The following is a 23,012-nucleotide window of genomic DNA, read 5'->3' on the forward strand; positions in this document are numbered from 1 at the left end:
CTTCGCCAAGAACTCATCTGCTTCGTCGGGCCATATGTCCCTCCGTGACTCCTCCCCCTCCCAACGGCTTGTCCCAGGGCCTGCCGGTCGCAGTGCCACGGACCGGGAAACGGCAGGTCTTCACCATCACCCCGATGGCCGCCGCTACCGCCACCGGCGAAGCCTGTTGCGGGGTTGACGGGGTTGGCGGGGTTGTAGGGTCAGGCGGAAGTCCACACGCCGGTGCGGGCGGCGTCGCGGACGTAGTCGGTGAAGTCCCTGGGTGCTCGTCCGAGGGCGCGGTGGACGCCGTCGGCGAGGTGGGCCCTGCGGCCGTCGAAGACCTCGGCCATGAGATCCGCCAGCGGTCGGGCGAGCCGTTGTGGTGTTCCGTGTTCGGTCAAGGTGGTGGCGAACTGCTCCTTACCGACCGGCACGTAGCGGATCGTGCGTCCCGTCTGGCGTGCGATTTCGGCGACCGCGTCGGTGAATGTCAGCAGTCGCGGTCCGGTCACTTCGTAGGTCTCGCCGGTGTGGCCCTCTTCGATCAGTGCCGCTGCCGCGACGTCGGCGATGTCTTCCGCGTCGGTGAACGGCTCGGCCACATCGCCTGCCGGCAGTGCCACCACCCCTGCCTTGATCGCGTCGGTCAGGACGTCTTCGCTGAAGTTCTGGGAGATGAAGCCGGTGCGCACGATGGTCCATTCCGCGCCGCAGGCGCGCACCGCCTGCTCGCAGCGCTCCGCTTCAGCTGCGCCGCGGTCTGCCAGCAGCACCAGCCGCTGCACGCCGCAGCGAACCGCGAGGTCGGAGAACGAACCGACGGCCTGCGCGGCCCCGGGGAAGCCGGCGTCCGGGTGGTAGGCCACATACACCGACCGCACGCCGTGCAGTGCGGGCTCCCAGGTGGTTTGGTCATGCCAGTCGAAGGGCGGCGTACCGCGGCGGGAGCCGACCCTCACTGGCAGTTCCCGCGACCTCAGCTTGGCCACCACGCGGCGTCCGGTCTTACCCGTCCCCGCAAGAACCAGCGTCCTTCCATGCTGTGTTTGCGTCATGCTGCCAGTGCACGCCATCAGGATCAGACAAGCAATAGCCAAAACGCTCGCTTACGTGCTTGAGCGTCTAACCTGGCCCCTATGGACGCACTCTCCGGTCTCCTGGCCGGTCCGAGAGCCCACAGCGCCTTCATCCTGCGCTCCGTCTTGAGCCCGCCCTGGTCGGTGCGAGTCCAGGACCAGGCACCACTGAGCATCGTGGCACTCACACGCGGCACAGCCTGGGCGATCCCCGACGACGGCGACGCGGTGCGCCTGCTTCCCGGGGACATCGCGATCATGCGGGGGCCGGACCCGTACACCTTCGCCGACGCACCCTCAACGCCCGTTCAGGTCGTGATCAACCCCGGTCCGCGGCGCACCACCCCCACCGGCGAGCGCCTGCGCGAGGTCATCGACCTCGGCCCGCGCACTTGGGGCACCGGAGACCCCGACAGGGCAGCTGTGATGCTGATCGGCAAGTACCAGATGAGCGGCGAGATCAGCCACCGGCTCCTTCGCACACTTCAGCCCCTCCTCGTGCTCCCGCACGAGGCTCAGCCATCCTCCCCACTGATCGGCATGCTCACCGAAGAAATCACCAAGGAGGAAGCCGGCCAACAGGTCGTCCTGGACCGACTACTGGACCTCCTGCTCGTCACCGCTCTCCGGACATGGTTCGCGCGCCCCGAGGCCGAGGCACCGGCCTGGTACCGCGCGCTGGCCGATCCCGTGATCGGCCCTACCCTCCGGCTTCTTCACAACGACCCCGCCCACCCGTGGACCGTCGCCGCGCTGGCGGCGAGAGCCGGTGTCTCCCGCGCAGGTCTGGCTCGCCGGTTCACCGACCTGGTTGGCGAGCCCCCGATGGCCTATCTCACCGGCTGGCGGCTGGACACCGCTGCAGACCTGCTCCAAGAACCGGACATCACCATCGAAGCCGTGGCCCGCCAGGTGGGCTACGCGAGCGCCTCCGCACTGAGCTCCGCGTTCAAACGAGAACGTGGGAGTAGCCCTCGAGAGTACAGGCGCAGTCGGGAAATGTGATCAAGCGTGTTGCTGCGGATGAGCCGGCTTCGACTGGAGGAGATCGTTGATCAACTGTTCTGTCTCCATGTCAAGATCGCAGTCGAGTGACCGGTCGACCTGTTGGACCTGGGTGATGGCGGTGTGGAGCCCGGAGCGGCTTGATGTGCCGTCAGGTCGTCCGAGGGAGCGCTGGACCGGTCTTCGCTTTGAGGGCCAGACCGTCATCGTCACAGGCGGCAGCGGGGGCATGGGCAGCAGCCATGTGCAGGGCTACCACGACGAGGGGGCGAACGTCGTCATTGCCGGCCGCGACGACGACGCTGGCGGCGATCTCGCTGCTCAGCTCGGTCATCGGGCTCTGTCTGTTCACCTGGATGTCGCCAGCGAGGACGACTGGGCGGCGGCGGTGCGAGAGGTCGAACGGACGGCCCCGCCGCAGGTCGTGATCGACGCCGTCACCCGCTTGGTCGTCGTGGTCGGCCGACCGCTGCCCGGCAACAGCCATGACTTCCGCGGCTGGGAGGAATCCGGCGCCAAGGCCGCCGTGGGCACCACCACGACGATCGCTGATGGCGGCTACCAGGGGAGGTACGGGGAGAAGACCGCGGCGGACCGGCTGGGTACCGGACTGGTGATCCCGCACCGGCGAGCCGCCGGGCAAGCCGAACTCCCGTGCGAAGTCCGGTGGATGGCCCTGCTGACGCCGGTCGTGTACGCAGCCGCGCAGTAGCTCGGTTTTGGAGAGCAGTACAGATAACCCGTGCCGAGGTCCTCATCCAGGAGGTGATCGCCCCGCCTACCACCAGCCCCGGACAGCTTCTTCTCTCATGCCTCGATGTGACGGGCTGTGTCCTCGGTGATGGGAAGCCTGCGCCCGTAGCAGCGGCGTTTGAGGTTGTCGTAGACAAGGGTGGGCTTGCCGTCGACGCGCTGCCCGCAGCCGCGTCGCAGCCGGGGATTCCTCGACCGCGCCCGCCTGCTCGGCCTCATGGACCAGGTTCCCAGCCATCGCATCGACCGCGCTCGCCTCCCGAGCGAACGGGCCTCGGTCAGGGGCACCATGTGGTCGATGTCGATGTCGATGTCGATGTCGATGTCGATGTCGATGTCGATGTCGAGGTCGATGTCGGACGGCGACGTCGCGACGGTGGCGGCGTAGTACGACCACCAACTCCCGTCGGCTGTGCGGATGCGGCCAGGCACCAGGATGACATCCAGGTGGTCGCACTGCTGGAGCGCGTAGAGGATCTGGGTTCGTACCGTCGCAGACACCGGCCTGAGCGAGCTGGCGGACATGAGCACCGTCGTCGACGCCTTCCGTACTGCCCGCAACCCGAGGACCGGTCAGCCGTACGGCGGCCAGCACCGCCGCTCGCTGCTGGGGCACTGGCGCCATGTCGACCTGGTTCGTCCACAACACCCCCGCCATCAAGGCCGCGGTCCGCAATGCCATGAGCGACCAGGCTCAGCACGGTGTGGAAGCGGCCGCGGTTCCTGGGCCCGAGCGGGCCACACCCGCCGGCCTGCACACCGAACTCCCACTCGCCCGCGAAGAGATCCAGGAACTCAAGAGGGAGCGCGACGCCTTGAAGCACCGCGTCCGACTCGCCTTGATCGCGGAGATCGATCTGGAACATCAAAATCAGGCCCTGGCCACAAACCTCGCCGAGGCTCGTGCCGGGGCTGGAAGACTCGCCGGACAACGTGAGGAAGCAGAAGAAACCGTTGCCTCGCTGCGGATCGCCCTGCGAAAGGCGATGCGGGCAGTGCCTTGATCTGCCGGTCCGGTGCGGTTTTCCGCAGGGCGTCCGCTGCGGACAACCGCACCGGACCGGACGGCAATCCTCATACCGGCCGTTGACCTGTGATTTCTAGCTTGGAGGTCATCCGGGGCGCCTGCCCCGGATGACCGACCCGCCAGCCTGGAGACTCACATGCACCCCATGTCCTTGGCTCTGCCTCAGGAGCCCGCCGACGGCATCGAGGGCTGGGCCGCCGATCTCGTCGACACCCTGGGGGGTCCCGGAGCCGGCCTGGCCATCGCGCTGGAGAACCTCTTCCCTCCGCTGCCCAGCGAGGTGATCCTTCCGTTGACCGGGTTCGCAGCCGGGCAGGGGGTTCTCACCCTGACCTCGGCGCTGTTCTGGACCACGCTCGGCTCGGTTGCGGGAGCCGTGGTCCTCTACTGGATCGGCATGCTCTTCGGCCGTGCACGCATGCACGCAATTTGGGCGAAACTGCCGCTGGTGAAGACTTCGGATCTGGAGCGCACGGAGGCCTGGTTCACCAAGCACGGTACCAAGGCCGTCTTCCTCGGCCGCATGGTGCCGATCTTTCGCAGCCTCATCTCCGTCCCCGCCGGGGTGGAGCGCATGCCGCTGGCCCTGTTCATCATGCTGACCACGCTGGGCAGCCTGATCTGGAACGCCGTGTTGGTGATGGCCGGTTACTGGCTGGGCGACCAGTGGGAGGCGGTGGAGGCCTACGTCGGCATTCTCTCCAAGGCGGTGCTGGTCCTGGTCGTCGTCGCTCTTGCGACATACGTGGCCGTACGGCTGCGTGGCCGCAACCAGGCCCAGCACCGCCGTACTTCATGACGCACCACAGGCACGCTCGCCCAGCGGGCGCGCCCCGCGCACAGCCTGAGCGATCTTGCTCCGGCTGTGCGGCCCCACTAGGCTCAGCGGTCGTGCAGGGGGACTCCGCAGGGACCACAGCCCATCACCTGCCTCGCCCACTGGGCCCGGACGGCTCCGGCGAGGGCGAGGCCAAAGGGACCCTACCGACCTACTGGCCGCGTCGGAGCGCCGGTACGTTCCTCGGCTGCGTCACGGCCTTGTTCGGTCTCCTCTACTTCCTCGTCGTCGGCACCGCTCTCGGCCCCCTCCTGCTGTGGCCGTTCACCCGGACCCGCGCACGCGGCGGCCTCATGGCCGGGGCCCGTCGGCTGACGACTCTGGAACGAACGCGCCGGTCCGTCTTCTTCGGAGACCGCTTCCCCGGGCACTACGAGGTGTCCGACCAGAAGATCCTGCGCTACCTGGCGGTCCGCATCCTCACAGGGCTGGTGTGCGGCGTCGTGATCGCGCTGCTGATCTTCGGCCTCGTGCTGGTGGGGCTGCTCGTGCGGGGGATCCTCCAGGGGGGACCCCGCTGGCACAACGTCCTGGGGCAGATGGTCCTCGGCGGAGTGCTGCTCTTCCTGGACCTGCAAGGCCTGTATTCCCTGGCGCGCCTGGACGCACGGATCGCCCACGAGTGCTTCGGCCCTTCCGAGCGTGAACTGCTGCGTCGGCGCATCGACGAGCTGGCGACCAGTCGGTTCGCGGTGGTGCAGGCGGTGGACGCCGAACGTCGGCGCATCGAGCGGGACCTCCACGACGGGATCCAGCAGCGCCTGGTGGCACTGGGCATGCTGCTCGGCCGTGCACGCCGGGGACGCGACCCCGAGCAGGCAGACGCCCTGCTGGGCCAGGCACACCAGGAGTCCCAGGACATCCTCGCGGAACTGCGCGAAGTGACCTGGCGGGTCTATCCCTCGGCGCTGGACAGTCTGGGGCTCCAGGAGGCTCTGGGCGGCGTGTCCGAGCGGTGCGACATCCCCGTCCGTATGGAGTTCGACGTCCGTGGGCCACTGCCACAATCGGTGGAGACTGCTGCGTACTTCGTGGTGTCGGAGTCCGTGACCAACGCGTCCAAGCACTCCCGTGCCACCGCCGTCTCCGTGCGGGTGGAACTCCACGGCAGGGTGCTCGCGGTACAGGTTCAGGACAACGGCAACGGCGGCGCGAATCCTTCAGGCAGTGGGCTGAGCGGACTGCGCAGCCGAGTGGCCGCGCTGGATGGCGTCCTGCACGTCGACAGCCCCGCCGGGGGACCCACCACCATCACCGCGGAACTGCCATGCGCCTGATGATCGCCGAGGACTCGACCCTGCTGCGCGAGGGGCTGGTGCGGCTTCTCGTCGAGGAGGGCAACATGGTCCTGGGCGCGTTCGGCGACGCCGATCTCCTGCTGGAGGAGATGGCCGTGCGGCGACCCGACATCGTCGTCCTCGACATTCGAATGCCTCCGACACATACCGACGAGGGACTGCGTGCGGCGCTGGAGATCCGCGAGCGGTGGCCGGAGGTCGGCGTACTGGTGCTGTCCCAGCACATCGAGCGCAACTACGCGGCGCAACTGCTGGCCTCAAGCGCGGAACGGGTGGGGTACCTCCTCAAGGACCGCGTCGCTCAGGTCGAGGAGTTCCTGGACGCGCTGGAACGCGTCCATGCGGGCGGCGCCGCCATCGATCCCGAGGTGGTGCGGCAGCTGGTCATCCGCACGACGCACTCAGATCCACTGACCCGCCTCACGCCCCGCGAACGGACTGTCCTCGAAGCCCTGGCCCAAGGGCACACCAATACGGCGATCGCGCAGAAGCTGCACATCTCTCTGAGCGCGGTGGAGAAGAACCTCAACACGATCTTCGACAAGCTGGAGCTGTCGCACACCATCGGTTACAGCCGACGGATCCTTGCGGTCCTGAGGTATCTGGAGTCGTAGGGCGCCGACCTGCACGCGGCGGAGTCCTCCGCACGGCACAGGCACCCTAATCCCAGCATGCAGATAACACGGGTGTTGCAGCCGTCGGCCGGGTCGTCGCCGGCGTTCCAGTGGCGGAACTTGTCGCGGCCGTACCCGTCGCGTGACTCGGTGGCCACGGGTAGAAGGGCGACGGCGTCGGTCAGGGGCGGGGGCCGGCGCTGGTCGGCGGATGGTAGGTGGGACCGGATCCTGCGTGCCGTCCATGCGGACGCCGAGCTGGCTGGCCGGATCGACTGGAGCATGGTCGGCAGCAGAAGAACACGTCAGCTGACCCGAAGACCGACCGCCAGCGTCAGTTCAAGGACCCGGTGCGGCGATGCGAGATCCGGAAACAGCTCCCGCAGCTGCGACATCCGGTACCGGACGGTCTGGGGATGGACGAACAACGCCGCCGCCACCTCCTCCCGCCTGCCCTGGTGCAGCAGCCACGCCCGCAACGTCTCCTCCAGCCGCCGCGCGGTCGCGTCAGGCAAGGCCCGCAACGGTGCGAGGGCTCGGGCACGCAGGTCTGCGAGCGCGTCCGCGTCGGCGCTCAGCACCAGCTCGGGCAGGTGGTCCTCGGTATCGCGGATATCGCAGGAGAGGGAGTGCGCGCGTACGGCTCGTGCGTACGAGGCGGACGCACGAGTCCATGGCCGGGCCGGGCCGACCACGGCGGTGCGGTCGGTCAGCTGCCGCAAGAGATGTGGTCGGTCGGCGTCGGGGACGAGCAGCACACCGGTGGCGTCCGGCAGATCGTCGAGGACGAGGGCGCTCGGGTCGAGCGCGCGGTGGGCAGGCCGGGCCTGGGCGGCGGGCAGCAGGACCGCGGTCAGCGAAACCGGAGGCTGCCACCCGGCCCGTTGAGCAGAGGCAAGCAGCACGTCCGGGCTCGCGCCGGCGAGGAGGTCGCGGGCCAGGTGTTCCAGGTGGCGCTCGTGGGCCCTGCCCCGGGCGGCCAGTTCGTCGGCGTGGCCTGCGGCGCTCGCGGCGGAGAGCTCGTCGATGTAGGCGAAGGTCAGCTCGGCGAACTTGGCGACCTCGGCGGCGGGCAGACCTGCGGGTACGGCACCCGCTGCCAGGCAACGCCAGGCCACGCGGGCGCCGACGCGGTAGGCGCTGAGCAGGGCGTCCATCGAACGGCCGTCACGCACCTCGCCGCGGCCCAGCTCGTAAGCCGCGTCACCGGCGTCGCCGCCTGTGGCGTTCCCGCTCGCCACGTCCAGGTAGTGGCCCAGGGCGGTGCGGACGGCCCGGCGGATGGTGCCACCCATACGGCCCGAAAGGGCGCCTGCGTAGGAAGGGACCTCGTCGATGATCGCCTGGACGACCTCGTCGGCGGTCGTCTTCAGCGCGGCCCGAAGTGCGGTGACCGTCGTCTCATCCAGGGCCAGTTCGCTGGCCCTCCGGATCACATGGCTCATATTTTGTTCCCTGCGAACAATTCAGCCGATCAGATTCACGTCCTACGGACAGGACTTTACGCCCTGAGGCGCATCAAGCTGGAGTCATGACGAGTGCAGCCCTCCGCAGCAGGGCGTGGAAACTGCTGGAGATGGTCACGACGCCGCTGCTGCCGTCGGACTACCTCGACCTGGTCAGCCCGCTGCGTGCGGGTGCCGACCTGCGTGGGCGCATCGAGGCCGTGCACCCCGAGACGCCTGACGCCGCGACCATCGTGATCAGGCCAGGACGGGGCTGGCGCGGCCACACGGCCGGTCAGTACGTGCGGATCGGGGTTGACGTCGACGGTGTGCGCCTGTGGCGTGCCTACTCGCTCACCTCGCCGACCAACCGCCGGGACGGGCGCGTCACGATCACCGTGAAGGCGATTCCGGACGGCAAGGTCAGCAACCACCTGGTCCGCAGGGCGAAACCGGGCACGCTGATCCAGCTCGACCAGGCGACCGGTGACTTCGTGCTGCCGCAGGCCAAGCCCGCCAAGGTGCTCTACCTGACGGCCGGCAGCGGCATCACGCCCGTGATGGGCATGCTGCGCGACACCGAGTTCGACGACGTCGTCATGGTCCACTGCGCGCCACAGCCGCACGACGTGATCTTCCGCAACGAACTGCACGACCTGGCAGCAGACAAGAAGCTGCGTCTGACCGAGGTGCACACCGCCACCGACGGCATGCTCGACATCGCCCGTCTCGACGAACTCGTGCCCGACTGGGCTGACCGCGAGACCTGGGCCTGCGGGCCCGCGGGCCTGCTCGACGCCGCCGAAAAGCACTGGAGCGAGCACGGCGTCCCGGAGCGCCTGCACACCGAGCGCTTCCGCTCCAGCATCGTCGCCGCCGGCGACGGCGGCGAGGTCACGTTCAGCGCCACCGGCAAGAGGGTCGACGCGGACGGCGCCACGCCGTTGCTGGACGTCGGCGAGGAGGCCGGTGTGCTCATGCCGTCCGGGTGCCGCATGGGCATCTGCTTCGGCTGCGTCACGCCGCTCAAGGCGGGCGCCGTCCGCGACCTGCGCACCGGCGAGATCACCGAGGCCGAGCCGGGCGTCCTCATCCAGACCTGCGTGTCCGCCGCGGCGGGCCCCTGCGACATCGAACGGTAGGAGCACCTTGACCGCCATCGACCCCACCGCCCACCTGACCGCGGAGCAGATCGAGGAGCTCGGCCGCGAGCTGGACGCGATCCGCGACGAGGTGATCGCCGGCCGCGGCGAGAAGGACGCCGCCTACATCCGCAAGGTCATCTCGGCGCAGCGCAAGCTCGAGCTGGTCAGCAGGGGTGTGCTGCTGTTCTCGATCTTCCCGCCCGCGTGGCTGATCGGCACCGCCGGCCTGTCCGTGGCGAAGATCATGGACAACATGGAGATCGGCCACAACATCCTGCACGGCCAGTGGGACTGGATGCGGGACCCGAAGATCCACTCCACCACCTGGGAGTGGGACCACGTCTCGCCGGCCGACCAGTGGAAGCACTCGCACAACGAGCTGCACCACACGTACACCAACGTGATCGGCAAGGACAACGACCTCGGCTACGGCATCATGCGCGTCGACGAGGACCAGAAGTGGCACCCGTTCCACCTCGGTCAGCCGCTGTGGAACTTCATCAACGCCTGCTTCTTCGAGTACGGCATCGCGGCGTACGACCTGGAGCTCGGCAAGAACCTGCACAAGCGCCGCCGCAAGAACCCGGAGTTCCGCGCGCGGGCCAAGGCCGTGGGCCGCAAGATCCGCAAGCAGGTGCTCAAGGACTACGTGATCCACCCGCTGCTGTCGGGCCCGTCGTTCCTCCCCACGCTCGCCGCCACGTTCACCGCGAACCTGGTCCGCAACATCTGGTCCCACTCGGTCATCATGTGCGGGCACTTCCCCGAGGGCGTACAGGTCTTCGAGCGCCGGTCGATCAAGGGCGAGACGCGCGGCCAGTGGTACCTGCGCCAGATGATGGGCTCGGCGAACATCAGCGGCAGCAAGGCCATGCACTTCATGACCGGCAACCTGTCGCACCAGATCGAGCACCACCTGTTCCCGGACCTGCCGAGCAACCGGTACGCCGAGGTCGCGGTCAAGGTGCGCGCGTTGTTCGAAAAGTACGAGCTGGAGTACGTCACCGGGCCGCTGCCCAAGCAGGTGTTCTCCGCGTGGCGCAAGGTCTTCCGGCTCTCGCTGCCGAACAAGAAGCCCAAGGTCAAAACGCCGTCCCGCGAGCAGGAGCTCGTCGCGGCCTGATTCCCGGCATTGGCCTTGGTTCAGACCTTTCGGTCGTACCGGCGGCACCGCCGGGTTCGGTGAGATCCGTGCGGACGGTGGGCAACCGCGACATCAGGCAGTACGACACGGGATCCGGGACAGCCCGGTGTCCGGCTGCACTGCTACCTGGACGTGCGCCAGGAGCTCAAAACACAGCCCCCGGCGAGGTGTTGTAGTGCGCTGACCTGCCATGGTCGGGCCGATAGTCGGGTGCGTACGCTCGCTTTGCCGACGGGCGGGCTGGGTGGAAGGCATGGGGCTGTGACGCGGGCGCTGCCGGAACCGATGCTCTCCGCCCCTGTGTCCGACCCGGCTCTGCTGCCGGGGTAGGCGGGTGAGCCGAAATGGCCCTGGTCTCCGTCGACGGGTGGTGCTGCGCTCCAGGCGCGGTACCGAGATGCTTCCGGCGTTTCCGGAGATTGGGGCCGAGGCCGCACAGTTGCCGGACGCGACCGCACTGGACGGCGAGCTGGTCGTATGGGACGCAGCGGGACGGCTCGCCTTCGAGCAGCTGCAGAACCGGCTTCAGCGGCGCGGCGCCCGGGCGGACCGGGCGGCTGACGAGTGGCTGGCCCACTTCGTCGCGTGCGATCCGCTGCGGCTGTCCGGGACCGACACGACCGGATGGCCGTATCGGCGGTGCAGGGCCGCGCTCGAGTCCGTGTTCGCCGCCCGTCGGCTGTCCGCCCCGTGGGTGCTGTGCCCCTCGACCACCGACCCGGACACCTTGCGAGTGTGGCTGACGTGGGCGTCGGTCGGGATGGAAGGTGTGCTACGGCCTGGTGATCCTCACCTCCGCCGACGAGGCCGTCGCCTGCACCCGGCAGCTCGGCATCCAGGTGCCCGTCGCCGGCTACGACGAGGTGGGCAGGCTCGGCCGGGCCTTCGACCGCATGCTGCCGCCTCGCCCAGTCCGAGGAGGACCAGCGACGTCTGGTCCAGGACGCCAGCCACCAGCTGCGTACGCCGCTGACCTCGCTGCGTACGAACATCTCACTGCTCGCCGTATCGACGAGCTGTCCCCGGCCACCCGCGACGAGCTGGTCGCCGACCTGACCCAGGAGGCCCGCGAACTGACCGACCTGGTCAACGAGCTGGTCGACCTCGCAGAGATCGCCGAGGAGGTCGCGGGCCTAGCCCGGCGCCGCACGGCGCGGCAGGTCGTGATCCGCGCCGTCGGCGACACCACGATTGACGGCCGCCCGGGCCTGCTCCGGCGCGCGGTGTCGAACCTGGTGGAGAACGCGGCGAAGTTCGACCGCGACGGCACCGCCCCCATCGAGATCAACATCATCGGCCCCGCCCGGCCGGGTCCCGCCCGCGTCGAGGTCCTCGACCGCGGTCCCGGCATCGCCGCAGGTGACCTCATCCGTGTCTTCGACCGCTTCTACCGCGCCGCGGACGCCCGCTCCCTGCCCGGCTCCGGGCTGAGACTGTCCATCGTGCGGGAGGTGGCGCTCTCGCACGGCGGGGCGCCCTTCGTGGAAGCTCGTCTGGCCCGGCTCGTGAAATGCCACGCGCCGCAGCTGCTCGACGCCCGACCGGTGAAGATCCATACGGTATAGCGGGCGGCATCGGTCTGGATCGTCAACTGAACGATCGAGCCCGGGTTTTGCAGGCCCAGCTGTCCCACTCCAGGCCGATGTCCCGGGCCCCGGGGACGGTGAGGGCGAGGTTCCAGCCGCTAGGGCCGGCGAACAGGTCGAGGATGATCCGCTTCACGAGGCTGGCTCGGAATTCTCCTGTACTGGCTCGGCTTCGCCACGGCAGACCCAGGGAGAGCAGCCGTCGACCACGCCGGGACGTGGCCGATCGGGGCCTGGGCGAGCGGTTCCCGGGAGCGGTGCAGGAACGCCTGCCCGAGCAGCCGACCCGCCGCACGAAGGCACTCCCCGGTGCGAAATACTCTCCCGATGAGTTCACGCACTGCCCTGATCAGCCAGCCAATCACGATACGGAGGGCCGTAGCGCGGGATGCCAAACGGCTCACGCGGCTCGTGCGTGGCTCAGGCGCCTATCAGGGTAAGTACGCGGCTGCGGTCGCGGGATACCGGGTCGGTCCTGATTACATCGAGGCCCACCGCGCCTTCGTGGCCGTCGGTGCCGACGAGCGTGGAGGCCGGGTCCTTGGGTTCTACTCGCTCGTCCTCGCTCCACCGGAGCTCGACCTGCTGTTCGTCGCCGACGAAGTGCAAGGACGGGGTATTGGACGGTTGCTCGTCGCGCACATGCAGTCCGAGGCCCGTGCCGCCGGGCTCGACCGTCTCAAGGTCGTGTCGCATCTTTCCGCCGAGGACTTCTACCACCGCGTCGGTGCGGTGCGGACCGGGACCGTGTTCGCGAACCCGCCCGCCGTGCCGTGGGACCGTCCCGAATTCGAGTTTCGCATCCCTTCGGAATGACGCGGTGTGCCGGTTGGAGGGATTCGAGGCCGTCCGTCGGGCAGCCGGTGCGGCGGCCAACTTGGCTGCCTGTCAAAGCCGGTCACGGGCGAACGGGGAGTCTGACGGGGCCTCTCACATCGTCGGCCTGGACCTCGACGTCGGCGACGAGGGCGGACGGCCTGGTCGCGCTCGCCGACCGCCTTGAGCAGCCGTGGCCCAAGACCCTGACGGTGGCGACCCCGTCCGGGGGCGGCACTTGTACTTCGGCGTGCCGGACGGCTGCACCATCGGCAGCTACCTGATCGGGCCTGGGAAATCGAACTTCGAGTACCTCAGCCCGATCGAGCTCGAGGAGAATCACTACTCCGCGCAGCGGACTACCGAACCAGCGAAACCCCCTCAACCCGCTCCGACCAGCTGATCGCCGATCGGCACCTTTCGCACAGCGGGGGAACCTCAGAGGCAGCTGTCAGCAGTGGATCCGGACGGTTTGGTAGCCGATGTTGTCCTTGATCTTGTGCCAGCCAGAGGGCAAGTACACGGCCTGACTGACCTGGCCCTTGCAGCCGTTCGGGACGTATACGCCGTCGGCGTCCTTCATGCCGTCCGAGCCGTCCACGGAGCGTTCGCCCGGGTAGAGCCGGACCTTGTTGCCGCATGCGGTGCCGCTGCCGCCGCAGTTCCAGTTGTCGGCGACGACCAGCCACTTGTCTGACCTGCTGCTGTTGTTGACGCGTCCGCACAGCTCCTGGCCAACGATGTACGTGCAGTTCCCGGCCGCAGCCGGTCCGGCTGCGGCCATGTTGAGGCCGATTCCGGACAGTAGGACAACTCCGGTTGTCAGAGCCGCCCGGGTACGCGACATACGGATCCTATTCATGGTCCTGCCTCTCCATGGTCCTGCGGTACGGCCTCAGCATGAAAGACGGCGCGAGGCACAGGTACCTATAGATGTTCAGGGTGTCGCCTGCCGGTCCTCAGAGGGTGCTGGACCGCCCGGCGATCTGACCGAAGGTGGGCAGCCCCAGGTGGATCACCGAGGGCTTGAGTGCGGAATCGAGCTGGGCCAGCTTCTCCTCGGCGCCGGCCAGGCTGATCTCCAAGCCCTCGACCTCACCGAGCAAGCCTTCGCGCTGAGCTTCGGCGATCCGGTCGAGCAAGTTGTCGCGGATCTCGCTCAGACGGTCCCGTTGAGACGGCTCCGGCCGGAGGAGCGAACATCGCCCCTTCCCCCGGGCTGCATCACTGCAGGCTCTGATCAGCGTCGGGGTCCTGGCCCCCGTTGCCCAGCGCGTCAGACGGGCACAGCGAGGCCGCATCGAGCATCTCTCCCAAGACGTCGTAGAGCTCCTCGACGCGCACCTGGCCGCCGCCAGGCCCGCCCACCAGTTCACGGACGGAACGGTCGTCACGAGCAAGTGGCAGCAAGCACTAGACCAAGATGACTGGAGCACCGAGACGGGCGAGAACTACCCCCAGTGGTGGTGAAACCTGCCCACCGTCGGCGGCCCACTACGGCGGCCGTCATCGTGGGAGCGCCCTGACGCGGTCAGCCGTGCGGGCCGTCGTGATGCCGCGCCCAGTCGAGCCGGTGGACGAGCCACGCGGAGACCGACCAGACGCCGTGGCTGCCAGGCACGTCGTTGGCGTTCAGCTCAACAACGTAGCCGTCGGGGCCCTGGAAGCCCTCGCGTGTTCCACCCCACCAAGACTCGCCGTTGTACCGGAACGCCGGCTGGGCGTCCAAGCCGGCAACAGCCGCGTGCACGGCTGCTCCCGAGTCGAGCAGGTGCCGGTCCAGTTCCAGACCAGGGACACGTTCGAGTACTTCCTGGAGCGCTTGGAGGGCGTCGTCGGGCTCGCTGTAATGAGCGTCGAGGAGGGAGACGTTCGCTTCCCTCTCCACACCGGGCGCGGTGATCACTCCGTCGACGAAGAGGAAGCTGAGCTCAGCACGGACAAGAACATTGTCGTAGGCCACGACCGAGACCTCTGAGTCGCTGCCGTCGTAGGTGTCTTGGATGGTCGCCTCGGCCTCGGCCAGGAAGTAGACGGTCGCGTACGCGTTGTCGTGGCGACGTGGGCCGAGCTCGCCGGGGCGGTCCTGTGTGCCGTCCTCGTGCGGGTGGCGTCGTCCCAGGAGGACATTGTTCTCTACGGTGACTTCCTCGATTCCGGCCAATGCGACGAGCCTGGTGACGCTGACTCCGTAGACGCGGATGTCCAGCATCGCGTCGTCGCCCCGGCGCTGGAGCTCCTCCTCGAGGGTGGAGGTGGGGCCGACATCGATGGCCCTGTGATCGAGCGCGTCCGCGGGGAGCCGTTCGAGCAGGTAGCGGACGATCGCAGTGCGAGCTTGCCCGTGGTCGATGGTGACATCGAACAGAGTCGGGCGAAGGTCCTCCTTCGTGCGTATAAGGGGCTGGGGAAGCCCCCATGCGGCGAAGGCAGACGGGATGTCCCGGTCCGCGGTGAGGAAGAGCAACTCCTCCGGCCCTGCCTGCCCGAGCACGTCGCGCAGCCAGGGGCTGTCGCTGGCCCTCGTCGTTGTCGCCGGTGGTGCCATCGTGCGGGGTGGGCGGGATGGCACCGGTTCGGTCATATTGACCCCGGCCGCGCCGAGTTTGTCGATGAGCGGGGCGAGCTCGGCCAGTTCGGCGACGATGGAGGGGGCCTTCTCGGTGCCGATGCCCTCGCCCTGCCGCATCGCTTCCGCGTCGGCGTCGCGGATGTTGTCCATCGTGGCGAAGTGCCGGGCGACCCGGCGGGACATGGAGCGGCCGGTGCCGCGTACCCCGAGCGCGCACAGCACGCGTGACAGCGGCTGGCTCTTGGCCGTGGTGATCGCCGTGAGGAGGTTGTCGGTGCTGGTCTCGCCCATCCGCTCCAGGCCGAGGAACTGCTCGCGGGTGAGCGTGAACAGGTCGGCGAGGTCGGCGACGAGATCGGCCTCGACGAGCTGGACGACGCGGGTGTGGCCGAGGCCTTCGATGTCGAGCTGGTCGCGTATTTGGCGACCGCGACCTTCGCCGAACGCGACAGGGCCTGCACGAGCAGCTTGTACGGCTTGGCCGCGACCGCCTGGGCCGGCTGGAGGAAGTAGCCCTCGCCGATGCGGTTGTGGCCACTGTTTGAGACTGACCGTTGACCGCTCGCTCAGCCCCCGGGACGGCGGTCAGTTGCAGCAGGTGCAGCCGGGCTTGCAGCCGCAGGCGTCGGTCTCCGCGGCGGCGTTGGTGCTGGCGGTGGGGATGGAGGCGCAGCAGGTGTCGCCGCGCCAGGCTTCGCGGCCTTCACCAGCTGATCAGCATCTCCCGCACAGCGGGGGGACCTCACTGGAACAATCAGCGGGCCACCAGCGCCAGTGACATCTAAGCGCTGGGCGTTCTGGCGTACGAGCTCCTGGAGGGCGCCCCGCCCTTCACGGGACCGTACGAGCACGACTACCAGGATCAGCACCTGCACGGAGCCGTGCCGCCCCTCACTACAGCTCCGCCCCTGATCGTCGCGGCTACTCAACTGCGGGACACGACGCGTCACGCCTGGTCCGCTGGCTCACATGTCAGCCGCCTCCCGGCGGTTGGACCTACACCAGAGGGTCAAGAGCGGCGTCCGCTCCGCACTTGACGCAGGCCGTGGCACCCTGGCGGCGCAGTGCACCTGCCCGAGTGCCTCTGACCGGGATGTACAGCGCGGTGATCTCCCACTCGGTATCCGAGGTGTCCGACGGATAGCGGCGCGGACGATTCACCGCGACGCACCCGCCCACAAGACATCGATGATCAACACCACCATCTACAACGGACGCCGGCTACTTCACAGGCTCTAACGGTCGTCTCAGCTTCGCTCGTTAGGAAGTAGGCCATCGGACAAGCGATGTAACCCGTATGTAGGAGGCTAGTGATGGCAGTCAACGCAGCGCCGTCCGGGGAAGCGCCAGCCGGTCGGTTGGCAGGCCGGTGGGTGCCGTGGTTGGTGATTGGCTTATGGCTGGTGCTGGCGGCGGGCATGGTGCCGCTGAGCGGAAAGTTGAGCTCGGTCACCACCGACAGCGCCGTAGACACCCTGCCGGCCAGCGCCGAGTCCACCAAGGTGGCGGTGCTGGAGGACAGTCTTCCCGAGGGTGACGACAACACGTTCGTCTTCGTGTACCACCGCGCCGACGGCATGACCGACGCCGACCGTGCGACGGTCGAGCGCCACTACGACACCCTTGCCAAGCGGTACCCGCCGAAGGAGGCGGCGGCCGGCGAGGACGACGAGGGCTCACCGACGAGCCCCTCCACCGACCGCAAGGCGATGATGTTCACCCTCGAGGTGAGCACGACCTACGGCGCACCGGAGGACATCGTCGGCCCGTTGCGTGACGCCGCGAAGGACCGCCCCTCCGGCCTGGAACTCGACGTGACGGGCCCTGGCGCGATCGACGGCGACATGGATGCCATCTTCGACGGCATCGACGTACAGGTCCTCCTCACCACCATCCTCGTCGTCACGCTCCTGCTCATCCTCACCTACCGCAGCCCGGTGTTGTGGATCATCCCGCTGGTGGCCGTTGGCGCGGCCGCACTGACCTCGATGGGGACCGTCTACCTGCTCGTCAAGGGCTTCGGCATCGTGGTCAACGGCCAGAACTCGGCGCTGCTGACGATCCTGGTGTTCGGCGTCGGCACGGACTACGCGCTGTTGCTCATCGCTCGATATCGGGAGGCACTGCACCACCATGAGAACGTCCGGGTCGCGATGGTCCACGCGCTGCGCGGCGCGGCGCCGGCCATCGTCGCGTCCGCGGCCACCGTGGTCGCCGGCCTGCTCTGCCTGCTCGTCGCCGACCTGAACAGCACCAGCGGGTTGGGCCCGATCGGTGCGGCCGGCATCCTGTGCGCGCTGGTGGCCATGCTGACGCTGTTCCCGGCGGTGCTCGTGGTGCTCGGCAGGCGGATCTTCTGGCCGGCCACCCCGCGGTTCAGCACGGCCGTGGAGGAGAAGCCGGGGCTGTGGGGACGGCTCGGCACCGCCATCAGCCGCCGCCGGTGGGTGGCGACGCTCGGCTCGCTCGGAGTCCTCGGCGTGCTCGCCCTCGGGCTGGCGGGCAACACCGGCGCCCTGCGGGAGCAGGACCAGTTCCTGTCCGCGCCGGAGTCGGTCACCGGCTTCACCGTTCTCCGCCAGCACTTCCCGGAGCTCGGCGGCCAGCCGATGACGATCTTCACGCGGCCGGCGCACCAGGAGCGGGTGCTCGACATCGTCAAGGACACTCGCGGTGTGGCCCTGGCCATCCCGGAGCAGACCAGCGGTGGCTGGGCCAACATCTCCGTGTTCCCGAAGGACGCGCCGGACACCGTCGCAGAGTACGACACGATCAAGCGGGTGCGCACCGCCGTGCACGCGGTGAGCGGGGCGGAGGCGATCGTCGGCGGGCCGAGTGCGGAGAACCTCGACACCGAGGTGACCACCAGCCGCGACGAGAAGCTGGTGATCCCGCTGGTGCTCGCCGTCGTCCTGATCGTCCTCGGGCTGCTGCTGCGCGCGATCCTGGCCCCGCTGGTCCTGATGGCCACCGTGATCGTCTCATTCGCCGCGGCCTTCGGCGGCAGCGTGTTCGTCTTCGACACGATCCTCGGGTTCAAGGGCGTCGACTATTCGGTGCCGCTGCTGGCATTCCTGTTCCTGGTGGCGCTCGGCGTCGACTACAACATCTTCCTGGCCAGCCGGGCCCGGGAGGAGACCGTGCGCCTCGGCACCAGAGAGGGCATGCTCAAAGCCCTCTCCGCTACCGGTGGCGTCATCACCTCGGCAGGCCTGGTCCTGGCGGCCACGTTCGCGGTCCTCGCCACACTTCCGCTGGTGATGCTGATCGAGGTCGGGTTCCTGGTCGCCTTCGGCGTGCTGCTCGACGCCCTGCTGGTGCGGTCGGTCCTGGTGCCCGCCCTCACCCTGCTGATCGGCCGACGGATCTGGTGGCCGAGCCGGCTGTCCCGTCCAGCGGCGGAGCTGCCGGACGGTCAACAGTCGCTCGCCGACGACGGGGAGCCCGCGCTGCAACGGTGAGCGCGGCGGCACGGACGAGATCCGGGACGGGGACCTAGGCCCGTCCCGGATCTTTTCATGGGCCCGACGGTCGCCGCCCCTTGGTCCTGCGCCACGCGCCGGGGCTGGGGTCGGCGCATTGCCGTGTCCTGCCCGGTGGTGGGCCGCGTGGGCCATTGCCCGACGGCCGCCGCCCTTTGGTCCTGCGCCGTGCGGCCGGGGCTGGGGTCGGCGCATCGCGGTGTCCTGCCCCGACGGTGAGCCGCGCGGGGCCATGCCCGAGGGCCGCCGTCCCTAGGGCCCTTCTGATGGATCTCCGCGGCGTCGCGACGCCCGGCACGCACTCTCGCCGCACCGGACAAAAGCCCTAGTAGCTCCGCTACGAGGACTTCCGCCCGGCACGCCGAGAGCACGCACCGAACGCCGCTCCTTCTTCCACGGAGATCCATCAGAAGGGCCCTAGTACTCCAGTTGCAGTTCTCCATATGCCCTGGTCAGAGGGCTCGTTCGGAGTCTAGTTGGCTGACGTCCCGTCAGGATGGCGGTGGTTCGTGACTCACCCGATCGGGGTGCGTTGGAACCGGTTATGGAGATGGAGAGCGGTGTCGAAGTAGGTCTGTGGGAAGGCGAGTTGGAGTCGCTGCTGCTCCGGGTGGGTGAGCGGTTCGGCCGCGTCGAGCCGCGGCGGCGGATGCGGGACTACGTGCGTGGCCTGTTGGCGCCGGTGGGCCGGAAGAACAGCTGGCAGCTGGCCGAGCATGCGGGCCATGACACCCCGTACGGGCTGCAGCGGCTGCTGTCGTGGTGCCAGTGGGATCCGGATGAGATCCGCGCCGACCTGCAGGATTACGTAGCCGAGCGGCTCGGGCAGCATGGCGGTGTGCTGATCGTCGACGACACCGGCTTCATCAAGAAGGGCACCGTCTCCGCCGGGGTGCAACGGCAATATTCCGGCACCGCCGGCCGCACGGAGAACTGCCAGATCGGGGTGTTCGCCGCCTACGCCTCAGCCAAGGGAAGGGCCTTGGTGGACCGCGAGCTCTACCTGCCCAAGTCCTGGACCGAGGATCCGGACCGGTGCCGCGCCGCCCGGGTCCCGGAGGACAGGTCCTTCGCGACCAAGCCGGAACTTGCACGCGCCATGGTCCGGCGGGCGCTGGATTCCGCCTTGCCGATCGCCTGGGTGACCGCGGATGCGGCCTACGGGCAGGAGTGGCACTTCCGTCGGATGCTGGAGGAGGCCGGTGTGGGCTACGTCCTGGCGGTGCCCAAGTCGCAGCAGGTCAAGTCGCCAGCGGGCAGCTGGCGCATCGACCATGTCCTGACCGGTGCCCCGGCCGAGGCATGGGAGCGGATCTCCTGCGGCCATGGCGCGAAGGGGCCGCGGGTCTATGACTGGGCCGCGGCCAAGCTGCCCACCGTCGACGGTTCCGATCCCGCCCACGACCGCTGGGTGCTGGCCCGTCGCAGCCTGGCGCGTCCCGAGGAGATCGCGTACTACCTCGCTTTCGCCCCGGCGGACGCCACCGTCTCCCAGCTGGTCCAGGTGGCTGGCTCCCGATGGGCCATCGAGGAATGCTTCCAGGCAGCGAAGAACGAATGCGGCCTGGACCAGTACGAAGTCCGCCGTTACGTCGGCTGGTATCGCCACATCACCCTGGCCATGCTCGCGCACGCTTTCCTGGCGGCGATGACAGCCCAGGCCCTCGAAAAGGGGGTCGAGGAAACGGTTCGAGCAGCCTCGCTCCCCTCACCGTGGCAGAAATCCGAAGGCTCCTGGACCTTGTCCATCCCCCCACAGTCCGACGCCACTCGCCCAGGCACCGTCTCCGCTGGTCAAGCTGGCGCCGACGTCACCAGGCCATCGCCCGCCACTGCCACTACCAACGCCGCACGCACCCCGATCGGGTGAGTCACGAACCACCGCCATCCTGACGGGACGTCAGCCAACTAGACTCCGAACGAGCCCTCTGACCAGGGCATATGGAGAACTGCAACTGGAGTACTAGTCCTGCGCCGCGCCGCCGGGGCGGGTCAGCGCACCGAGGTGTCCTCCCCGGCGGTGGGCCGCGCGATCGGGTCGGGCGGGGCCGCGGCCGGAAGATCGACCCGAAGCAGCGCGCCACCGCGTGCGGAGCGGGCGACGGTGGCCCGGCCGCCGTGGGCGTCGACGACCCGTTGCACGATCGACAGCCCCAGACCGGATCCCGGCAACGCCCGGGCGCTGTCGGCACGGTAGAACCGGTCGAACACCCGCGGTACGTCGGCGGCGTCGATGCCCGGCCCGGCGTCGTCGACCTCGAGCACCGCCGACGCGCCCTCGGCACGGAGCCGGACCTGGACCGGCTGGTCCGCGGGGGACCACTTGCCGGCGTTGTCGATGAGGTTGAGCACCGCCCGCTCGAGCGCAGCGGGGCGCCCGCTCACCCACACAGAGGTCACGTCGAGCGCCACCTCTATGTCGGGCACGCGGGAACCCGCCCGGGTCGCGGCGGCCACCACCACGTCGGCGAGGTCGAGCACCTCGGTGCTCTCGTCGCTGACGTCACCGCGCGCCAGGTCGGTCAGCTCGGCGACAAGGGTGCCCAACTCGGCCACCTGGGCGCCGAGATCGTTGAGCAGCCGGGTCCGGCTCTCCGCCGGCAGTGCGCTGTCCAGGGTGCCGCGCCGATCGAGCCGGATCAGCAGCTCGACGTTCAGGCGCAGGCTGGTGAGCGGGGTCTTGAGCTCGTGGGCGGCGTCCTCGGCGAGCAGCCGCTGGGCCCGCCGGGAGTCCCGGAGAGCGGCGAGCATGTCGTTGATCGACTGGATCAGCCGCCGGATCTCCCCACCGCCCTCATCCGGGATGTCGGCGTCGAGATCCCGGGTGTGCGCGACACGTACCGCGGCGGTGGTCAGCCGGTCGATCGGTGCCAGCCCGGTTCGCGCCACGGTCCGCCCGACAAGCGCGCCGCCGACCACGCAGAACAGCCCGATCAGCAGCATGCCGAACCCGAACCGGTTGATCAGGCTGTCGTCGGCGACGCGGGCCACCTGGACCGCGCCGTCGCCCGCCCGCAGCGTGTAGATGAGGTAGCCGTCCTCGTCGCTGTCGTTCGACTCCATCAGGTCGGCCGACGCGCCCTGCGCCACGCGCCCGGCGTGCTCGCTGACGGGGGGCAGCGTGGGTTGGCCGGCCGGCGTCCGGGTCGAGCCGTCGGGCAGGATGACCCGCACCAGCCGACCGGATCCGGGATACGGCGGTAGCTGGACCTGCGCCAGACCGGCGCGCTGCGCGTTCGTCGCCAGGACGCGGGAGTCGGCGCGCAGCTGATTCTCGGCGGTGTCCCGCAGCTCCCAGTCCAGTAGCTCGCTGGCCACCTGGAAGGCCACGAACACGCTGACCGCGATGGCCGTCGCCGCGATCACCGTCAGCCTGGTCCGCAGGGACCGCCGGCGCCACCATCGGGTCAGCCGGCGCGGTTCCCGGCCGGCGGGCCTGCTCACGGAGGAGTCTCCCGCAACGTGTATCCCAGGCCGCGCAGCGTGTAGATCAATCGCGGCTCACCCTCGGCCTCCATCTTGCGGCGCAGGTAGCTCACATATACCTGGAGGTTGTTGGCGGTGGCGCTCATGTCGAAGCCCCAGATCGCCTCGAACAGCGCGTCGCGGGTCAAGACCCGGGTCGCGTTGCGCATGAGGACCTGCAGGAGGGAGAACTCGGTCCGGGTCAGGCGCAGCGGCCGCCCGCCCCGCCACGCCTCGAACCTGTCGGGATCGAGTCGGACGTCGGCGAACGACAGGATCTGCGACTCCCCGTCGGTCGGCGTGCGCCGGCGCAGCAGGGCCCGCACCCGGGCCAGCAACTCCTCGGTGGCGAACGGCTTGGGCAGGTAGTCGTCGGCGCCCGCGTCCAGCCCCGTGACCCGGTCGGAGACCTGGTCACGGGCGGTCAGCATCAGCACCGGCAGATCCCGACCCGCGGCCCGCAACCGCCGGCAGGTCTCCAACCCGCCGAGGCGGGGCATCATCACGTCGAGGATCAGCAGATCCAGCGTGTCACCGCCGGCCCCACCGACCCCGTCGAGCACGGCGAGACCGTTGGCGACGGTGCTGGTGTCGTAACCCTCGACCTGGAGCACCCGCTCCAGCGACTCACGGATGGCCGCTTCATCATCCGCGATCATGATCCGCACGCCGGCCCGCCCCCTTCCAGTCGACGCTTTCGCCGCTCATTGTCCCCGACCAACCTGAAGCCAGGATTAGAGCGTCGCTGGGCACCCCGCGCTTAG

General features: G+C 69.0%; 17 protein-coding genes and 7 pseudogenes. 15 read left to right on the forward strand and 9 right to left on the reverse strand.

What is annotated here, in order from left to right; translation table 11 throughout:
• Window positions 1–200 precede the first annotated feature (200 nt).
• Entirely contained in the window at window positions 201–1,037 is an 837-nt protein-coding gene (locus IM697_RS22515; RefSeq protein WP_194049817.1) for an NmrA family NAD(P)-binding protein, read from the reverse strand.
• An 81-nt stretch (window positions 1,038–1,118) separates the two neighbouring features.
• Here IM697_RS22515 and IM697_RS22520 point away from each other — a divergent pair, with 81 nt between their 5' ends.
• Window positions 1,119–2,063, forward strand: coding sequence for an AraC family transcriptional regulator (locus tag IM697_RS22520; RefSeq protein ID WP_194049491.1), 945 nt, complete (start codon window positions 1,119–1,121; stop codon window positions 2,061–2,063).
• A gap of 229 nt (window positions 2,064–2,292) precedes the next feature.
• Window positions 2,293–2,718: pseudogene (locus IM697_RS22525) on the forward strand (hypothetical protein); the annotation flags it as partial.
• A gap of 152 nt (window positions 2,719–2,870) precedes the next feature.
• On the opposite strand, the gene IM697_RS22530 reads toward IM697_RS22525, so the two are convergent.
• Window positions 2,871–3,341 carry a hypothetical protein gene (locus IM697_RS22530; protein WP_194050170.1) on the reverse strand — a complete coding sequence of 157 codons (471 nt, stop codon included), beginning with the start codon at window positions 3,339–3,341 and terminating at the stop codon, window positions 2,871–2,873.
• A 98-nt stretch (window positions 3,342–3,439) separates the two neighbouring features.
• On the opposite strand from IM697_RS22530, the gene IM697_RS22535 reads away from it, so the two are divergent.
• From IM697_RS22535 to IM697_RS22555, 5 genes and pseudogenes are all read left to right on the forward strand, one after another.
• Window positions 3,440–3,820: a hypothetical protein gene (locus IM697_RS22535; RefSeq protein WP_194049493.1), complete on the forward strand. Its 381-nt coding sequence runs from the start codon at window positions 3,440–3,442 to the stop codon at window positions 3,818–3,820.
• Between the two features lie 159 nt (window positions 3,821–3,979).
• A complete protein-coding gene (locus IM697_RS22540; protein WP_194049494.1) occupies window positions 3,980–4,642 on the forward strand; it encodes a DedA family protein in 663 nt (220 codons plus the stop codon).
• 239 nt (window positions 4,643–4,881) lie between these two features.
• Window positions 4,882–5,958, forward strand: a complete 1,077-nt coding sequence (locus IM697_RS22545) for a sensor histidine kinase (RefSeq protein WP_322734571.1) — start codon at window positions 4,882–4,884, stop codon at window positions 5,956–5,958.
• Window positions 5,949–6,593, forward strand: coding sequence for a response regulator (locus tag IM697_RS22550; protein ID WP_194049496.1), 645 nt, complete (start codon window positions 5,949–5,951; stop codon window positions 6,591–6,593). The genes IM697_RS22545 and IM697_RS22550 overlap by 10 nt, the downstream gene beginning before the upstream one ends.
• A gap of 195 nt (window positions 6,594–6,788) precedes the next feature.
• Window positions 6,789–6,884: pseudogene (locus IM697_RS22555) on the forward strand (IS5/IS1182 family transposase); the annotation flags it as partial.
• Between the two features lie 14 nt (window positions 6,885–6,898).
• On the opposite strand, the gene IM697_RS22560 reads toward IM697_RS22555, so the two are convergent.
• A complete protein-coding gene (locus IM697_RS22560; protein WP_194049497.1) occupies window positions 6,899–8,038 on the reverse strand; it encodes a PucR family transcriptional regulator in 1,140 nt (379 codons plus the stop codon).
• Between the two features lie 86 nt (window positions 8,039–8,124).
• Between IM697_RS22560 and IM697_RS22565 the strand changes: the two genes are divergently transcribed.
• From IM697_RS22565 to IM697_RS22585, 6 genes and pseudogenes are all read left to right on the forward strand, one after another.
• Window positions 8,125–9,180: a ferredoxin reductase gene (locus IM697_RS22565; RefSeq protein WP_194049498.1), complete on the forward strand. Its 1,056-nt coding sequence runs from the start codon at window positions 8,125–8,127 to the stop codon at window positions 9,178–9,180.
• Between the two features lie 7 nt (window positions 9,181–9,187).
• The gene (locus IM697_RS22570; protein ID WP_194049499.1) at window positions 9,188–10,306 is read left to right on the forward strand and encodes a fatty acid desaturase family protein; all 1,119 of its coding nucleotides are present in this window, start codon (window positions 9,188–9,190) and stop codon (window positions 10,304–10,306) included.
• Between the two features lie 117 nt (window positions 10,307–10,423).
• Window positions 10,424–10,657 (forward strand): annotated as a pseudogene (locus IM697_RS44780) (hypothetical protein); the annotation flags it as partial.
• Between the two features lie 67 nt (window positions 10,658–10,724).
• Window positions 10,725–11,039, forward strand: a pseudogene (locus IM697_RS22575) (ATP-dependent DNA ligase); the annotation flags it as partial.
• 67 nt (window positions 11,040–11,106) lie between these two features.
• A pseudogene (locus tag IM697_RS22580) lies at window positions 11,107–11,892 on the forward strand (HAMP domain-containing sensor histidine kinase); the annotation flags it as partial.
• Between the two features lie 348 nt (window positions 11,893–12,240).
• Window positions 12,241–12,729, forward strand: a complete 489-nt coding sequence (locus IM697_RS22585) for a GNAT family N-acetyltransferase (protein ID WP_194049500.1) — start codon at window positions 12,241–12,243, stop codon at window positions 12,727–12,729.
• A gap of 451 nt (window positions 12,730–13,180) precedes the next feature.
• Here IM697_RS22585 and IM697_RS22590 read toward each other — a convergent pair whose 3' ends face one another.
• The 4 genes and pseudogenes from IM697_RS22590 to IM697_RS22600 all read right to left on the reverse strand — a co-directional run.
• On the reverse strand, window positions 13,181–13,513 hold the full coding sequence (locus IM697_RS22590; protein ID WP_194049501.1) for a hypothetical protein: 333 nt from the start codon (window positions 13,511–13,513) through the stop codon (window positions 13,181–13,183).
• Window positions 13,514–13,688: 175 nt separating this feature from the next.
• Window positions 13,689–13,871 (reverse strand): hypothetical protein, encoded by a 183-nt coding sequence (locus IM697_RS44790; protein ID WP_228044860.1) that lies wholly within the window; start codon window positions 13,869–13,871, stop codon window positions 13,689–13,691.
• 389 nt (window positions 13,872–14,260) lie between these two features.
• Window positions 14,261–15,223 carry a hypothetical protein gene (locus IM697_RS44795; protein WP_228044861.1) on the reverse strand — a complete coding sequence of 321 codons (963 nt, stop codon included), beginning with the start codon at window positions 15,221–15,223 and terminating at the stop codon, window positions 14,261–14,263.
• A gap of 10 nt (window positions 15,224–15,233) precedes the next feature.
• Window positions 15,234–15,718 (reverse strand): annotated as a pseudogene (locus IM697_RS22600) (helix-hairpin-helix domain-containing protein); the annotation flags it as partial.
• 896 nt (window positions 15,719–16,614) lie between these two features.
• Between IM697_RS22600 and IM697_RS22605 the strand changes: the two are divergent.
• Window positions 16,615–18,762 (forward strand): MMPL family transporter, encoded by a 2,148-nt coding sequence (locus IM697_RS22605; protein ID WP_194049502.1) that lies wholly within the window; start codon window positions 16,615–16,617, stop codon window positions 18,760–18,762.
• Window positions 18,763–19,333: 571 nt separating this feature from the next.
• Window positions 19,334–20,470 (forward strand): annotated as a pseudogene (locus tag IM697_RS22610) (IS701 family transposase); the annotation flags it as partial.
• Window positions 20,471–20,775: 305 nt separating this feature from the next.
• On the opposite strand, the gene IM697_RS22615 reads toward IM697_RS22610, so the two are convergent.
• Window positions 20,776–22,227, reverse strand: a complete 1,452-nt coding sequence (locus IM697_RS22615; protein ID WP_194049503.1) for a sensor histidine kinase — start codon at window positions 22,225–22,227, stop codon at window positions 20,776–20,778.
• On the reverse strand, window positions 22,224–22,916 hold the full coding sequence (locus IM697_RS22620) for a response regulator transcription factor (RefSeq protein ID WP_194049504.1): 693 nt from the start codon (window positions 22,914–22,916) through the stop codon (window positions 22,224–22,226). Before IM697_RS22620 ends, IM697_RS22615 begins: the two co-directional genes overlap by 4 nt.
• Window positions 22,917–23,012 lie beyond the last annotated feature (96 nt).

It is taken from the genome of Streptomyces ferrugineus (assembly GCF_015160855.1).
GTDB classification, from domain to species: Bacteria; Actinomycetota; Actinomycetes; order Streptomycetales; family Streptomycetaceae; genus Streptomyces; species Streptomyces ferrugineus.

Excerpts from the sequence above, each read along its gene's own strand:
- IM697_RS22565 (WP_194049498.1), top strand. The coding sequence starts at position 8,125 with ATGACGAGTGCAGCCCTCCGCAGCAGGGCGTGGAAACTGCTGGAGATG.
- IM697_RS22590 (WP_194049501.1), bottom strand. The coding sequence starts at position 13,513 with ATGGCCGCAGCCGGACCGGCTGCGGCCGGGAACTGCACGTACATCGTT.
- IM697_RS22540 (WP_194049494.1), top strand. The coding sequence starts at position 3,980 with ATGCACCCCATGTCCTTGGCTCTGCCTCAGGAGCCCGCCGACGGCATC.
- IM697_RS22535 (WP_194049493.1), top strand. The coding sequence starts at position 3,440 with ATGTCGACCTGGTTCGTCCACAACACCCCCGCCATCAAGGCCGCGGTC.
- IM697_RS22605 (WP_194049502.1), top strand. The coding sequence starts at position 16,615 with ATGGCAGTCAACGCAGCGCCGTCCGGGGAAGCGCCAGCCGGTCGGTTG.
- IM697_RS22520 (WP_194049491.1), top strand. The coding sequence starts at position 1,119 with ATGGACGCACTCTCCGGTCTCCTGGCCGGTCCGAGAGCCCACAGCGCC.
- IM697_RS22530 (WP_194050170.1), bottom strand. The coding sequence starts at position 3,341 with ATGTCCGCCAGCTCGCTCAGGCCGGTGTCTGCGACGGTACGAACCCAG.
- IM697_RS22560 (WP_194049497.1), bottom strand. The coding sequence starts at position 8,038 with ATGAGCCATGTGATCCGGAGGGCCAGCGAACTGGCCCTGGATGAGACG.
- IM697_RS22550 (WP_194049496.1), top strand. The coding sequence starts at position 5,949 with ATGCGCCTGATGATCGCCGAGGACTCGACCCTGCTGCGCGAGGGGCTG.
- IM697_RS22585 (WP_194049500.1), top strand. The coding sequence starts at position 12,241 with ATGAGTTCACGCACTGCCCTGATCAGCCAGCCAATCACGATACGGAGG.
- IM697_RS22515 (WP_194049817.1), bottom strand. The coding sequence starts at position 1,037 with ATGACGCAAACACAGCATGGAAGGACGCTGGTTCTTGCGGGGACGGGT.